The organism is Dietzia maris (assembly GCF_014144855.1).
GTDB lineage: Bacteria > Actinomycetota > Actinomycetes > Mycobacteriales > Mycobacteriaceae > Dietzia > Dietzia kunjamensis.
This window is the reverse complement of record NZ_JAALDN010000184.1, coordinates 1-13,836: the sequence shown is the minus strand read 5'-3', so window position 1 is coordinate 13,836 and position 13,836 is coordinate 1. Positions and strand designations below refer to the sequence as shown.

General features: G+C 71.0%; 12 protein-coding genes and 2 tRNA genes. 6 read left to right on the top strand and 8 right to left on the bottom strand.

Annotation, left to right across the window (positions count from 1 at the left end; genetic code table 11):
- Positions 1-143: 143 nt before the first annotated feature.
- The 3 genes from G6024_RS06695 (at position 144) to G6024_RS06685 (ending at position 3,553) form a co-directional block, all read left to right on the top strand.
- Positions 144-881, top strand: a complete 738-nt coding sequence (locus tag G6024_RS06695; protein ID WP_159148339.1) for a TetR family transcriptional regulator — start codon at positions 144-146, stop codon at positions 879-881.
- Positions 878-2,482, top strand: coding sequence for an MDR family MFS transporter (locus tag G6024_RS06690; protein WP_096905292.1), 1,605 nt, complete (start codon positions 878-880; stop codon positions 2,480-2,482). The genes G6024_RS06695 and G6024_RS06690 overlap by 4 nt, the downstream gene beginning before the upstream one ends.
- Before the next feature lie 120 nt (positions 2,483-2,602).
- On the top strand, positions 2,603-3,553 hold the full coding sequence (locus G6024_RS06685) for an acyl-CoA thioesterase (protein ID WP_069390252.1): 951 nt from the start codon (positions 2,603-2,605) through the stop codon (positions 3,551-3,553).
- A gap of 111 nt (positions 3,554-3,664) precedes the next feature.
- Here G6024_RS06685 and G6024_RS06680 read toward each other — a convergent pair.
- From G6024_RS06680 to gltX, 3 genes are all read right to left on the bottom strand, one after another.
- A tRNA-Glu gene (locus G6024_RS06680) sits at positions 3,665-3,737 on the bottom strand.
- Positions 3,738-3,790: 53 nt separating this feature from the next.
- Positions 3,791-3,862: transfer RNA gene (locus tag G6024_RS06675), tRNA-Gln, on the bottom strand.
- 106 nt (positions 3,863-3,968) lie between these two features.
- A complete protein-coding gene (gltX, locus tag G6024_RS06670; protein WP_096905291.1) occupies positions 3,969-5,453 on the bottom strand; it encodes a glutamate--tRNA ligase in 1,485 nt (494 codons plus the stop codon).
- 128 nt (positions 5,454-5,581) lie between these two features.
- On the opposite strand from gltX, the gene G6024_RS06665 reads away from it, so the two are divergent.
- Positions 5,582-6,712: an isochorismate synthase gene (locus G6024_RS06665; protein ID WP_096905290.1), complete on the top strand. Its 1,131-nt coding sequence runs from the start codon at positions 5,582-5,584 to the stop codon at positions 6,710-6,712.
- 28 nt (positions 6,713-6,740) lie between these two features.
- Here G6024_RS06665 and G6024_RS06660 read toward each other — a convergent pair whose 3' ends face one another.
- From G6024_RS06660 to serA, 5 genes are all read right to left on the bottom strand, one after another.
- Positions 6,741-7,535: a fumarylacetoacetate hydrolase family protein gene (locus tag G6024_RS06660; protein WP_067718227.1), complete on the bottom strand. Its 795-nt coding sequence runs from the start codon at positions 7,533-7,535 to the stop codon at positions 6,741-6,743.
- A gap of 10 nt (positions 7,536-7,545) precedes the next feature.
- Positions 7,546-8,265, bottom strand: coding sequence for an exonuclease domain-containing protein (locus G6024_RS06655; RefSeq protein WP_096905289.1), 720 nt, complete (start codon positions 8,263-8,265; stop codon positions 7,546-7,548).
- The gene (locus G6024_RS06650) at positions 8,265-10,127 is read right to left on the bottom strand and encodes a putative nucleotidyltransferase substrate binding domain-containing protein (protein WP_159148338.1); all 1,863 of its coding nucleotides are present in this window, start codon (positions 10,125-10,127) and stop codon (positions 8,265-8,267) included. The genes G6024_RS06655 and G6024_RS06650 overlap by 1 nt, the downstream gene beginning before the upstream one ends.
- A 97-nt stretch (positions 10,128-10,224) precedes the next feature.
- Positions 10,225-11,244, bottom strand: a complete 1,020-nt coding sequence (locus tag G6024_RS06645; RefSeq protein ID WP_096905287.1) for a 3-isopropylmalate dehydrogenase — start codon at positions 11,242-11,244, stop codon at positions 10,225-10,227.
- A gap of 17 nt (positions 11,245-11,261) precedes the next feature.
- The gene (serA, locus tag G6024_RS06640; protein WP_067718235.1) at positions 11,262-12,854 is read right to left on the bottom strand and encodes a phosphoglycerate dehydrogenase; all 1,593 of its coding nucleotides are present in this window, start codon (positions 12,852-12,854) and stop codon (positions 11,262-11,264) included.
- Between the two features lie 149 nt (positions 12,855-13,003).
- Between serA and G6024_RS06635 the strand changes: the two genes are divergently transcribed.
- Together G6024_RS06635 and G6024_RS06630 are read left to right on the top strand one after the other, a co-directional pair.
- Positions 13,004-13,669, top strand: coding sequence for a hypothetical protein (locus G6024_RS06635; protein ID WP_159148337.1), 666 nt, complete (start codon positions 13,004-13,006; stop codon positions 13,667-13,669).
- Positions 13,666-13,836, top strand: a 171-nt coding sequence (locus G6024_RS06630) for an FAD-dependent oxidoreductase (protein ID WP_159148336.1), incomplete at its 3' end; no start/stop codon positions are given. The genes G6024_RS06635 and G6024_RS06630, both read left to right, overlap by 4 nt.

Sequence of the window (13,836 nt, the reverse complement as noted above, 5' to 3'; positions counted from 1 at the left end):
GCGGCGTCCTAGGCCGCTAGACGACGGGGGCTTGGCGCTCGACCACTATATCCGGATGGTGGACGACGAACCAAATCGCGACATCACCCCGTGCACCGGGTGTAAAGATGCACTCGGTGAAGTAAGCGGCTATCGTGACCGGCATGTCCTCTCCCCCCGACCCCGACTCACTGCGCGACCGGAAGCGTCGCGCGACCATGGTGTCCATCGAGAACGCGGCGACCTCCCTGGTGCTCGAGTACGGCTTCGACGCGGTGACGGTCGACCAGATCTGCGCCGCCGCCGAGATCTCCAAGCGGACGTTCTTCAACTACGTGCCCTCCAAGGAGGCCGCCGTCATCGGCGCCACGCCCGAGGACGTCACCGAGGCCGACCGCGCCGCCTTCCTCGACCGCGGCGAGGGGGGCGTTCTCGACGCGCTACTCCGTCTCTACCTCGCCGCCTTCGCGGCGACCCGTACCGCCGACAGGGACCAGACCGCCACGCTGGCCCAGCGCCGCCGGGCCATCTTCCGCGCCGAGCCCGAGCTGGCGGCCGCGCGGATGACCGCCTCGTCGCGCTTCCAACTCCGACTGACCGACCTGGTCATCGTGCACCTCGACCGGCACCCGTCGCTGCGTCGGCTGGCCGGGGTGGCGGTCGAGGCCGAGGCCCGGGCCTGCGTGGCCCTGGTCGCGGCATCGGCGAACCTCGGGCTGTCCGCGTGGCTCGCCCGCGACTCCGCCACCTTCGGGGACCTCGACGGTGACTGCGCCACCGCGTTGCGGCAACTCGCCCTGCTCGCGGGAGCACCCGACACCACCGCACCCGACACCACCGCACCCCCCGCCACGGCGCCCACCGCACCCTCCGCCTCACATCCCGCCGGGGGTCCCGCATGAGCGAAACCGATATCCGCACTACCGCGCCCTCCCCCGGCGCCGATCCGGGAACCACGACCTCCGCGGCTCCGGCGCCGGTGACCCACAACGTGCCGCTGGTGTTCACCTCCCTGCTGCTCGGGATGCTCATCGTCTCCCTGGGCCAGATGATCTTCGCCACGGCACTGCCGACCATCGTGGCCGACCTCGGTGGGGTCGACCGGATGAGCTGGGTCATCACCGTCTACCTGCTCACCATGACGATCGGCCTGCCGGTCTACGGCAAACTCGGCGACCAGATCGGCCGCAAGCCGCTCTTCGTGACCGCGATCCTCCTGTTCTCGGCGGGCTCTCTTCTGGGGGCGGTCGCGTGGGACATCGACCTGCTCATCGTGGCCCGCGCGATCCAGGGCCTCGGTGGCGGTGGTCTCATGGTGCTCTCCCAGGCGATCGTCGCCGACGTCGTCCCCGCCCGGCAGCGCGGCCGGTACATGGGCGTGCTGGGCGCCGTCTTCGGACTGTCCTCCGTTCTGGGCCCCCTGCTCGGCGGGTTCTTCACCGAGGGCCCCGGCTGGCGCTGGGCCCTGTGGTTCAACCTCCCCGTGTGCCTGGTCGCCCTCGTCGTGGCCGTGGTCTGGCTCCGCCTGCCGAATCGTGGCGCCGGTCGACGAACCGACTGGCCCGGCACGGTCCTCATGGCCACCGGCACCACCGCTCTGATCCTCATCTCCTCCTGGGGCGGTAACCGGTACGACTGGACGGACCCGATGATCCTCGGCATGGGCGCCCTGTTCGTCGTGTGCGCGGTCGCGTTCGTCCTGGTCGAGTTGCGCTCGGAACACCCGCTGATCCCCATGACGCTGTTCGCCGAGCGGAACTTCTCGCTCTCGACCGGCGCCGGGCTCCTGGTCGGTGTCGCGATGTTCGGCTGCATGGCGTACCTGCCCACCTACATCCAGATGGTCCACGGGCTCGGCCCCACCGCCGCCGGACTGATGATGACGCCGATGATGGCCGGCATGATGGGCACGTCCATCATCGTGGGCAACATCGTCAGCCGGACCGGCCGTTACAAGTGGTACCCGGTGGTCGGCACCGTGATCATGGCCGCGGGCCTGTGGCTCATCGGTTCGCTGGAGGCCGGAGACACCCTGGTGCACCTGGGCGTGGTGCTGTTCGTGTTCGGCTTCGGTCTCGGATTGTGCATGCAACTGCTCGTGCTGATCGTGCAGAACACCTTCCCGATCACGATGGTCGGCACCGCCACGGCGTCCAACAACTTCTTCCGCCAGATCGGCGGCACCATGGGTTCGGCGATCGTGGGTTCGCTGTTCGTCAGCCGGCTCGCCGATCTCATGGGCGAGCGGGTCCCCGCCGCGGCCGCGGAACTCGGTCCCGAGGGCGCCGCGGTGGCCGAGACCTTCTCGAACGGTTCGGGTGCGGCCAACTCCATGAGCCCGGAGATCCTGGCCGCGTTGCCCGGGCCCCTGCACGACGCGATCGTCAGCTCCTACAACGACGCGTTGGTGCCGATCTACCACGTCGTGGTGCCGCTCATCCTGGTCGCCACGGTGCTGCTGCTGTTCGTGCGCGAGGACACCCTCAAAGAGACGGTGGACTGATTCTCCTCCCACGCCCCCGCGTCCCGGCTCACCGTCCGTCGGCGCGGGGGTGAGGAGTCCGTCACGGAATCCGTACGCGCGGCAACCGTCCCGTCACGCGCCGTCACTAGCGTGCGGAGCGTGACCACACCTCGTCAGACCGTCCTGCGGTTCCTCGCCGCGCCCACCGATGTCGGCACGGGCACGCAGGTGCACACCGGCCGCATCCTCGAGTGGATCGACAAGGCCGCCTACGCCCTGGCGGCGGGGTGGTCCGGCGGATACGCCGTCACCGCCTATGTCGGGAACATCCGCTTCTCCCGCCCGGTCGTCTCCGGCGAACTCATCGAGGTCTCGGCCCGACTCGTCCACACGGGTTCGACGTCGATGCACATCCAGTGCGACGTCCGGGCCTGCGATCCCGTGACGCTCGACTACCGGCACTGCGCCGAGTGCCTCGTGGTCTTCATCGCCGTCCGCGACGGCGCACCCACCCCCGTACCTCCCTGGACGCCCGCGTCCCGCCTGGAGGTCCACGAGTCCGACGAGGCTGTCATGCGCATCGGGCTGCGCAAGGACATCGAACGGGCGATGGCGGAGCAGACCTATTCCGCCGCGGGCACAGCGCCTCGTTCGACCCTGCGGTTCCTCGCGGCACCCGGGGACGTCAACTGGGGCGGCAACGCGCACGGCGGGCGCATCATGTCCTGGATCGACGACGCGGCGAACCTCTGCGCCACCCGGTGGTCGGGTACCCCCTGCACCTCGGTGTACGCCGGCGGTGTCCGGTTCTACCACCCGGTGAAGATCGGCCACGTCGTGGAGGTGGAGGCCCGTCTGCTGCACACGGGTCACGAGACCATGCACGTCTCGGTCCATGTGAGCTCCGGAGAGGCCACCTCTCCGGAGAGGACGCTCACCACCCACTGCCTGACCGTCTGTGCGGCACTCGGGCCGGACGGGAGACCCACCCCGGTGCCCCGGTGGGCCCCGGTGTCCGCCGAGGACCACGCACTGGACGAGCACGCCCGCCATCTCATCCGCCTCCGGGGGCGGGGCAGGGTTACCGGGCCGGTCCGGGCCCCGGCCTGAACGGCGACGCGAATGCGGGGGCCGACGGCCGACCGCGATCCCTGGAATCCGCCCCCGTCCCCCGCAACGAGGAAGGCGCCCGGAGCGTTGTGCTCCGGGCGCCTTCTGCTGTACCCCCGATGGGATTCGAACCCACGCTACCGCCGTGAGAGGGCGGCGTCCTAGGCCGCTAGACGACGGGGGCTAGGACACGGATCCGCGTGGGATCCGCTGTAGCGAGCGCTGCGACGCGCTCAGCTGGCCTACCAGGACTCGAACCTAGAACGACGGTACCAGAAACCGCTGTGTTGCCAATTACACCATAGGCCACTGCATTCACTTTTCCGCCCCTCGCGGGGCGCCTCGAAGAGACTATCAAACCACCGAGGGTGAATAGCAAATCGCCCGGTCAATCCGTCTGTTTCCGGACCCCGAGCTAGTCGGCGACGGGCGCGGACCGCAGCCGCGACAGTGTGGCCTCCCGACCGAGCAGCTCCAACGACTCGAACAGCGGCGGCGAGATGTGCGATCCCGTGACCGCCACCCGCACGGGCCCGTAGGCCTTGCGCGGCTTGATGCCCAGGTCCTCCACCAGCGCGCCGGACAGTGCGGCCTCGATGGCCGGGGTCGTCCACTCCTCGACTGCTTCCAGCGCCGCGATCGCCACGTCCACGACCTCTCGGGACTCCGCTTTGAGGTTCTTTGCCGCAGACTGGGCGTCGACGGTGAACCCGGCCTCGTCCACGAGGAGGAACCGGATGAGCTTCCACGCATCCGACAGGACGACGATGCGGGTCTGGAGGAGATCTGCCACGATCGCCCACCGCTGGGCGTCGAAACTCTCCGGCAGGGTCACCCCGTCCTCGTCGGGGTGCGCGACGAGGTACTCGCGCAGGCGGCGGGCGAACTCCTCGGCCGGCAGCTGCCGGATGTGCTCGGCATTGATCGCGTCGGCCTTCTTCTGGTCGAAGCGGGCCGGGTTGGCGTTCACCTGGCGCACGTCGAACGCCTCGATCATCTCCTGCAGGGAGAACACGTCGCGGTCATCCGACAGCCCCCACCCGAGCAGGGCCAGGTAGTTGAGCAACCCCTCCGGCAACATCCCGCGGTCGCGGTGGAGGAACAGGTCCGACTCGGGGTCACGCTTGGACAGCTTCTTGTTGCCGTCGCCCATGACGAACGGCAGGTGCCCGAACGCGGGGACGTCATCCGCCACCCCGATCCGCATCAGGGCACGGTAGAGGGCGATCTGTCGGGGGGTGGAGCTGAGCAGATCCTCGCCCCGGAGGACGTGGGTGATCTTCATCAGTGCGTCGTCGACCGGATTGACCAACGTGTAGAGCGGGATCCCGTTGGCCCGCGTGAGCGCGAAGTCCGGCACGGTGCCCGCCCTGAACACGGTCTCCCCGCGGACCAGGTCGTCCCAGGCGAGATCCTCGTCCGGCATCCGCAACCGGATCACCGCGCCGCGCCCCTCGTCATGGAACGCCTGCTTCTGGTCCTCCGTGAGGTCGCGATCGAACCCGTCGTACCCGAGTTTGGGGTCCCGCCCGGCGGCCCGGTGGCGGGCCTCGACCTCCTCGGGGGTGGAGAACGACTCGTACGCCTCCCCCGCCTCGACCAGCCTGCGCACCACGTCCAGGTGCAGATCGCGCCGCTCGGACTGGCGGTACGGCGCGTACGGGCCACCCACCTCGGGACCCTCGTCCCAGTCCAGGCCGAGCCACCGCAGGGCGTCGAGGAGCGACTGGTACGACTCCTCCGAATCCCGGGCGGCGTCGGTGTCCTCGATGCGGAAGACGAACGTGCCGCCCGTGTGCCGGGCGTGGACCCAGTTGAACAGGGCCGTACGGACGAGACCCACATGGGGTGTGCCGGTGGGGGACGGACAGAAGCGGACGCGGACGTTCGAGGCGGTCATGGAGCCCATCCTAGTGACGGTCCCGGCTCGCACCCCCGGCGAGGACCGGCCTAGGATCGGCGGGTACCCGTGGCCGCCGTCCGAGGAGGCGCGATCCACGCAGGAGTCCGAATCGAGGGAGGCGTGCCGTGGCGTCTGGGCACCAACCCGACGTCGCGCGCCCGGTGACCGCCCCGGACTTCCTGCTGTCCCGTCCGACGGGCTCGCTGCGCACCCAGGGTGCCCTGAACTCGTTCACGGATCCGGCGGACGCGGCCCTGGCCCTGCGGTCCGGCGCCAGTGGTCTGATCGTGGGCGCGATCGGTTTCGAGCCCGACGCGCCCGCGGCCCTCGTCGAACCCGACGTGGTGGTGCGCGTCGACGGCCCACTGGAGCCCCCCGCCTACTTCCGCCGGATGCGCACCCGCACCCACGTCACCCGGGAGATCCCCTCGTCCTCGGAGCACCGCGCCAGGGTGTCGACCGCGATCGCGGGGGTGCGCTCCGGCGAGATCGACAAGGTGGTGCTGGCCAGGGCGGTCCGGCTGTCGGCCGATCAGCCCATCGACCCCCACGCCGTGTGCGCAGCACTCATCGACTCCAGCCCGGCGGCGGACGGGTACCTCGTCGACCTCTCCCCCGCCGGCGGGCTCCACGCCGGGCGCGTCCTGGTGGGGTCGAGCCCCGAACTCCTCGTGCGCCGCCGCGGCGATCTGGTGGAATGCCACCCGCTGGCCGGCTCCGCGCCCCGCTCCACCGACCCTGTCGCGGACCAGGCCGCGGGCCGCGCCCTGCGGGCGTCGGGCAAGGACGCCTCGGAGCATGCCTTCGTGGTGGAGTCGCTGGCACGGGCCCTGCAACCACTGTGCACGGATCTGGAGATCCCCGACCGCCCCACTCTCACGTCCACCCGCGAGATGTGGCACCTCGGGACCCGTATCCGGGGCCGTGTCGCCGACCCCCGCACCACCTCGCTGGACCTCGCCCTCGCCGTGCACCCCACGCCGGCGGTGTGCGGGACACCGACGGACGAGGCCCGGAGGCTCATCGCCGCGATAGAAGGGGAACGGGGATTCTACGCCGGGGCCGTCGGGTGGTCGGACGCCGGCGGAGACGGCGACTGGATGGTCACCATCCGGTGCGCCGAGATCGACGCGGACCGGTCGGGAGCGATCGCCTGGGCCGGCGGCGGCCTGGTCGCGGACTCGCAACCCGACGACGAGGTCGCCGAGACCGGCGCCAAACTCCGCACCATCCTGAGGGCGTTCGGAGCGTCCTAGAGCGATGGTCGGCGCCGGTCGCCCGGACCTACCGGTCGACGACGGGGTTCGTCAGCGAGCCGATGCCCTCGATCTCGACTGTCACACGGTCGCCGGGCAGCATCGGGCCGACCCCTGCCGGGGTACCCGTGAGGATCACATCGCCGGGAAGGAGGGTCATGACCCGGCTGACGTACTCGACGATCTCGCCGACGGTGTGCATGAACTGGGAGGTGTTGCCGTCCTGCCGCACCTCGGACGTGCCGTCGGGGTGGGTGAGGGTGACCCGGACGTCGAGCCCGTTGGGGTCCAGGTCGGTGACGATCCACGGACCCAGCGGGCAGAAGGTGTCGTACCCCTTGCCCCGCGTCCACTGACCGTCCGAGAGCTGCTGGTCGCGGGCGGTGACGTCGTTGGCGCAGGTGTAGCCGAGGATGACCTCGTGGGCCCGCGCGGCGGCGACGTCCCGGCACGGCTGCCCGATCACCACGGCCAGCTCGCCCTCGTGGTCGACCCGCTCCGAACTCGGCGGGTAGGCGATCGACGCCTCGGGGCCGACGACCGACGTGTTGGGCTTGAGGAAGATCAGGGGCTCGGCCGGGGCCTCCGACCCCATCTCCTCGGCGTGGTCGGCGTAGTTCTTACCGACGCACACGATCTTGGAGGCCAGGATCGGGGCGAGCAGACGCACGTCGGCCAGCGGCCATTCGCGGCCGGTGAACTCGGGGGTACCGAAGGGGTGCTCGGAGATCTCGGCACAGGTCAGCGAGGACGGGTCGGACATGTCTCCGCGGACCTCGACGAAGGCGAATCCCTGCGGGTGGGCGATACGGGCGAGACGCATACCCGCGATCCTAGGCGGTCCGCAGGTCCCGCAGCGTTCGCGCCCCACGGTCGCGGAGCTCGGTGACCTGTGCGAGGTACAGCTCGGCGCAGGCGAGGGCGTCGACCAGCGGGTCGTGTGCGCGGTACTGCGGCAACCCGTACCTCTCGCGAGCACCCCAGAGCCGCAGCCTCTCGGGCGACGGGTCGGCGGTGAAGCCCATGTCGACGCCCCCGCCCAGGACCCGCCGGTGCAGTTCCAGGGTGTCGACGGACTCCAGTGGTGGCCGGATGCCGAACGTGCGCCGACACAACGCTCGCAGGAAGTCGACCTCTATCGGGCAGTAGTGCGCGACCAACACCCGCCCGGTCAGAGCCGTGAACACCCGGTCCAGGACGTCCTCGACATCCTCCCCGGTGGCCATCGTGTCGTCCATGAGTCCGTGCACGGTGGCACTCTGCCCCACCCCGTCGTCGTCGTCCGGACCGTGATCGGGACGCAGCAGCACCGATCCCGCTCCGCCCAGGACGATCCGGTCCCCGTCGACGGGGACGAACCCGACCGCCAGGACCCGGTCGTGCCGGGGATCGAGCCCGGTGGTCTCGACGTCCACCGCGAGGAGGGACAGGTCCTCGAGCGGAGTGGTCGGATCCGGCGGCGGTGTCTCCAGAAATCGCCGCAGTGGCCCGTCGGGGGCCCGGCGGGCGGCACTCCTCCGGCGGCCGGCCGCGGTCAGCCGTGGCAGGACCATCACATCTGTCCGACCCGGTATCGGATCTGCAGCGCGCTCTGCGCTCCCGCGATGATCCGGAACGCCGCCCGGAGCCGATGGCGGTCCTTGGTGCCGAGGGTCGACGGGTCCACGTTGTTGTCGAGGTCCGAGTGCTCCTGGATCTGACGTGCGTGGTGGCGCAAGGCCAGCCCGCGCAGGAACCGGAACGCCTCGATGAGGTTCTCGGCATCCGAGCGGGCGATCACCCCGGCGGTGGCCGCCGCGTCGAGCCGGCCGAGGGTCGACACCTCGTCCAGTCCCGCGGACAGGGCGTACAGACGCGCGATCTGGACGACGGGCGCGATCCCCCCGGCCTTGAGGTCCAGGGTGTTGCGGTACTCGCCCCGGCTCGCGACGACGAGTCCGCGCAGGAAACCGAGTGGCGGCTGCCACTCACACGCGATCCGGGCCAGATGCGCCTGGAAGCGCGGGCTGCCCTTCGAGCGGACGAGCATCTCGCGCTGGACGCGGGCGGCGAGTCCGCTTTCACCGTGGACGGGACGGAGGTCGAAGAACACCTGACTGTGCAGCACCGCGTCGGCTTCGGGGGCCCCGACCCAGTCCCGTACCGTCCCCTCCCACTCCGCGCAGGTCCGGCGCCACCGGGGGTTGGTCGCCATCACCCCACCGGGGCAGAGCGGGAAGCCCGCCCGGTCGAGTCCCGTGCAGACGCGGTCGGCGAGTTCCGCGAAGTACTCGTCGGAGCCGGGGACCCCGCCTGCCCTGTCGTCGAGGATCAGCGCGTTGTCCTGGTCGCTGGACACCCCGAGCTCACCCCGGGCCTGGGAACCGAGTCCCACCCAGCAGTACGGCACGGGAGGCCGTCCGAGTTCGGCCTCCGCCAGCGCTATCAGGCGCCGCGTCGCCGCGTCGGCGGTGGCGGTGACGACCCGGCCGATATCCCGCGGCGTGGTGCCCCGCCGGATGAACTCGCCGACCAGCGGCAGCAACCGGGCGGACAGTTCCGCCACCGTCTCGGTGTCGGGGGCCCGCGAGATCCGCGCGGCCAGATAGACGGGGTCCGCCTGCGCCAGACGGAGCAGGTCCCCGCTCGTGACCATGCCCGCGGGGGCGCCCTCCTCCCACACCGGCAGGTGATGGACGCCGCGTTCGATCTGGAGCAGGGTCGCGTCGAACGCGCGGGTCCGGGCGTCCACCGAGACCGGGTCGTGGGTCATGATCGTCGACACCGGCGCCGCGGTGTCACCGCCGACCGCGACCACCTTCGAGCGCAGGTCGCGATCGGTGAAGATGCCGACCACGCGTCCGTCCTCCACCACGAGCAGCGCGGAGACGCGTTCCCGCGACATGATCTGCGCCGCCTCGAGGATGGTGGTCCCGGGCCCCGTGGTGACCGCGTCGCGGGTGAGGAGATCGCCCACCGGTGTGCTCAGCGGGTCTCCCCCGGCCGCGGCGACCCGGGCGGAGGCGAGGTCCTGGCGGATCCGATCGCTCCGCGCACCGAAAAAGTCGCGGATACCGGGGTGGGCGGCCGCGAGCTCGTCGAACACCTCGCGCGGCATCTCGAGCAGCAGGGTGTCCGCGACCGCCTCCATGCGGTACCGCGACGGGCCGGAACCGGTCAGCGTCGAGTAGCCGAAGCAGTCACCCTCGTCGCGCGCGTCGAGCAGGGCACCGCCCGGGTCGCACACCTCGACGGCGCCCGTGCGGATGATGTGGAGGGTGTCGTTCGCGTCCCCCGCCTCCAGAATGACGGTCCCCCGCCGGTGGTAGCGCTGACTGAGCCGCGCGGGCAGGCGGTCGAGCACCTCTCCGGGCAGCTCGTCGAAAGGAGCGCAGCGCGCGAGGAAGTCCCGCACCTCGGCGAGTTCGACGTCCATTCCACCACTGTGGACGCCGACGGCCCGCGGTGTGATCACTTCTCGCGATTCACACCCGCGGGCCGGGGTCCGGACGTGGGGTCAGCGGGGCGGTGGTCTACCCGCTGACGGCCGCGACGATCCGGTCGCCCACCTCGGAGGTGACGATCGGGGCGTCGCCGCGCGAGCCGAGGTCCGCCTCGACGGCCGCCTCCACTCGATCGGCCTCGGCCGTGTGACCGAGGTGGCGCAGCAGCAGTGCCACGGACAGGATGGCGGCGGTGGGGTCGGCCTTGCCCTGTCCGGCGATGTCCGGGGCCGAACCGTGGACGGGCTCGAACATGGACGGGTTGGTCCCGGAGGCGTCGATGTTGCCCGACGCCGCGGTGCCGATGCCTCCGGTGACCGCGGCCGCGAGGTCGGTGATGATGTCGCCGAAGAGGTTGTCGGTGACGATCACGTCGAACCGGGACGGATCGGTGACCATGTAGATGGTGGCGGCGTCGATGTGGCAGTAGTCCACCTCGACCCCGGGGAACTCCGGAGCCACCTCGTCGATGGTGCGCTGCCACAGCCCACCGGCGTTGACGAGCACGTTGGTCTTGTGGACCAGGGTGAGCTTGTTGCGACGCGACTGCGCACGGGAGAACGCGTCGCGGACCACGCGCTCCACGCCGTACCGGGTGTTGACCGAGGTCTCGGTACCGATCTCGTGCGGTGTCCCCACACGGATCGCACCGCCGTTACCGGTGTAGAGCCCCTCGGTGCCCTCGCGGACGACGACGAAGTCGATCTCGCCCGGGTCCTTCAGCGGGGTGGCCGACCCTGGGAAGAGCCGGGAGGGCCGCAGGTTGACGTGGTGGTCGAGTGCGAACCGCAGCGGGAGCAGCATGCCCCGCTCGAGCACGCCGGCCGGCACGGAGCGGGGATCACCGATGGCACCCAGCAGGATCGCGTCGTGGCCTCGGAGGCTCTCCACGTCCGCGTCCGTCAGGGTCTCGCCGTTGCGGAGGTACCGGCGCGCGCCGAGGTCGTAGTCGGTCTTCTCGACACCGGGGACCAGCGCGTCGAGCACCTTCAGTGCCTCGGCCGTGACCTCGACGCCGATACCGTCGCCGGGGATGACTGCGAGCTTCATGATGTCGTCGTCCCCGCTCAGACCAGGTTGATCTGGGTCGCGGTGGCGTCGAGCTCGGAGACGATCCGGTCGACGGTCGGCTCGGCGACCGTGCGGTCGACCCGCAGGATCAGCGACGCGCCCTCGCCGGAGGCGTCCTGGCTCAGTGCGGCGGCCTGGATGTCGATGCCCTCCCCGCCGAGGATGGAGCCCACCTTGCCGAGCACGCCCGGGCGGTCGGAGTAGTGGACGAACAGGTTCTGGCCCTCGGCGCGCAGGTCGAACCCGCGCTCGTTGATCCGGACGATCTTCTGCACCTGGTCCAGGCCGGCCAGCGTGCCGGTGACATCGGCCGACGCGCCATCCGCGGCCACGGCCGTGACGGTGACGGTGCTGCGGTAGGACTTGGACTCGCTGTGGGTCTCCACCGAGTGGGTGACCCCCCGCTGCTCGGCCATCTGGCCGACGTTGACGAAGGTCGCGGGCTCGTCGGTGATCGCGGAGAACATGCCGCGCAGGGCGGCCAGCCCGAGAACGTCGACCTGCTCGGATGCGAGCTCGCCGGCGACGTCGATCCGGACGGTCGTCGGGATACCCGGGCACAGGTGGCCGGCGACCAGTCCGAGCTTGCGGACGAGGTCGAGCCAGGGTGCGACCTCGTCGCCGACGGGACCACCGGTGACGTTGACGGCGTCGGGGACGAACTCCCCGCGCAGGGCGAGCAGCACACTGCGGGCGACGTCGGTGCCGGCGCGGTCCTGCGCCTCGCTGGTGGAGGCGCCGAGGTGCGGCGTGACGACGGTGTTCTCGAGCTCGAAGAGCGGCGAGTCGGTGCACGGCTCGGTGTCGAACACGTCGAGCGCCGCGGAGCGGACCTTGCCGGACTTCAGGGCGTCGACGAGCGCGTCCTCGACGATCAGACCGCCGCGGGCGGCGTTGACGATCACGACGCCGTCCTTGGCACGGGCCAGCCGCTCGGCGTCGAAGAGACCGGCGGTCTCCTTGGTCTTGGGCAGGTGCATCGTGATGATGTCGGCGCGGGAGACCAGCTCGTCGATGTCGACCAGCTCGATACCCAGCTGCGCCGCGCGGGCGGCGGGCAGGTAGGGGTCGTAGGCGATGAGGTTGGTCTCGAAGGCGGCGAGTCGCTGCGCCACGAGCTGGCCGATGCGGCCCAGGCCCACGACGCCGACGGTCTTGCCGAGCAGTTCGACGCCGTTGAAGGAACTGCGCTTCCAGGTGTGCTCGCGCAGGGTGCGGTCCGCGGCTGGGATCTGGCGGCAGGCGGACATGAGCAGCGCGACCGCGTGCTCGGCGGCCGAGTGGATGTTGGAGGTGGGCGCGTTGACCACCATGACGCCGCGCTCGGTGGCGGCGGGGATCTCGACGTTGTCCAGGCCGACGCCCGCGCGCCCGATGATCTTGAGGTTCGGCGCGGCGGCGAGCACCTCGGCGTCGACGGTGGTGGCCGAGCGCACGAGCAGTGCGTCGGCGTCGGCGACCGCCTCGAGCAGCTTGGGGCGATCCGGGCCGTCCACCCAGCGGACCTCCACGGCGTCGCCGAGCGCGTCGACGGTCGACTGGGCGAGCTTGTCGGCGATGAGGACGACGGGCCGTCCGGATGCTGTCACAGTGGGTTCTCCTCGGTGTCTTTTCGGGCACGGCCAGTCTAGGGCACCTGTCACCGGCGCCGAGCAGTGGCCGGTACGCGCCCGGACGCCTACCGTGACGAGGGTCGGCGACCCGACGTGACCACCGCCGCGCGACGAACGGAGCACCGATGCCCCGCACTCCCCGGTCGGCCCAGCCGCCGGTCCGCTTCCCCGACCCCTGGTTGCCCGTGCTGGCCCCGGCACGCGGCCCGACGGCGGTGGCGATGTATCTGCGGGCCCACCTGTACGGCGCCGCGGTGGGGCGCAGCGTCCTGGACCGCTGCATCAGTGCGGTCGATCCGGAGGACCGGGTGCGGTTGGTTCCGCTGCGCCGGGAGTTCGAGGAGGAGATCGACACCGCCGCCCGCCTGTTGGCGGTGCTCTCACCTCTGGGGGCCCCGGGCCGTCGGCTGGTGCGGTGGTCCGCCGCGGTCAGCCTCACCGCACTGCCGGTGGGCACGGTGGTGCGCGATCCTCTGGCCCGGCTCGCGGTCCTGGAGGCGCTGCGCACCCTCGTGGTTGCGAAGCGCTCGATGTGGGAGTTGCTCGCCGCGTCGTGGGTCGCGGACGGCCCGGCGTCCGCTGCCGGGAGGTCCGGAGCGGAACCCGACGCCAGCAACGACGACAACTGCGACGACGATGACAGCAGCGACGACGAAGACAGCGGCGACGACGACGAGCCCGGCGGTCCCGACACCGGCCGGCTGCTGCTGGGACTGGCCGAACAGGCCCGGTCACAGGAGGACCTGCTGGAGCAACTGCGACGCGCCTACGGTCTGGCGGTCTTCGAATGAGCGCGGCGGGGACCGTGCGTGCGGACGTCGTCGTGGTGGGCTCCGGCCCCAACGGCCTGGCTGCCGCGCTGTTGTGTGCGCGGGCCGGGCGGCGGGTGGTGGTGCTGGAGGCCCAGGAGACCATCGGTGGCGGGTGCCGAACCCTGCCGATGGGCGATATCGCGACC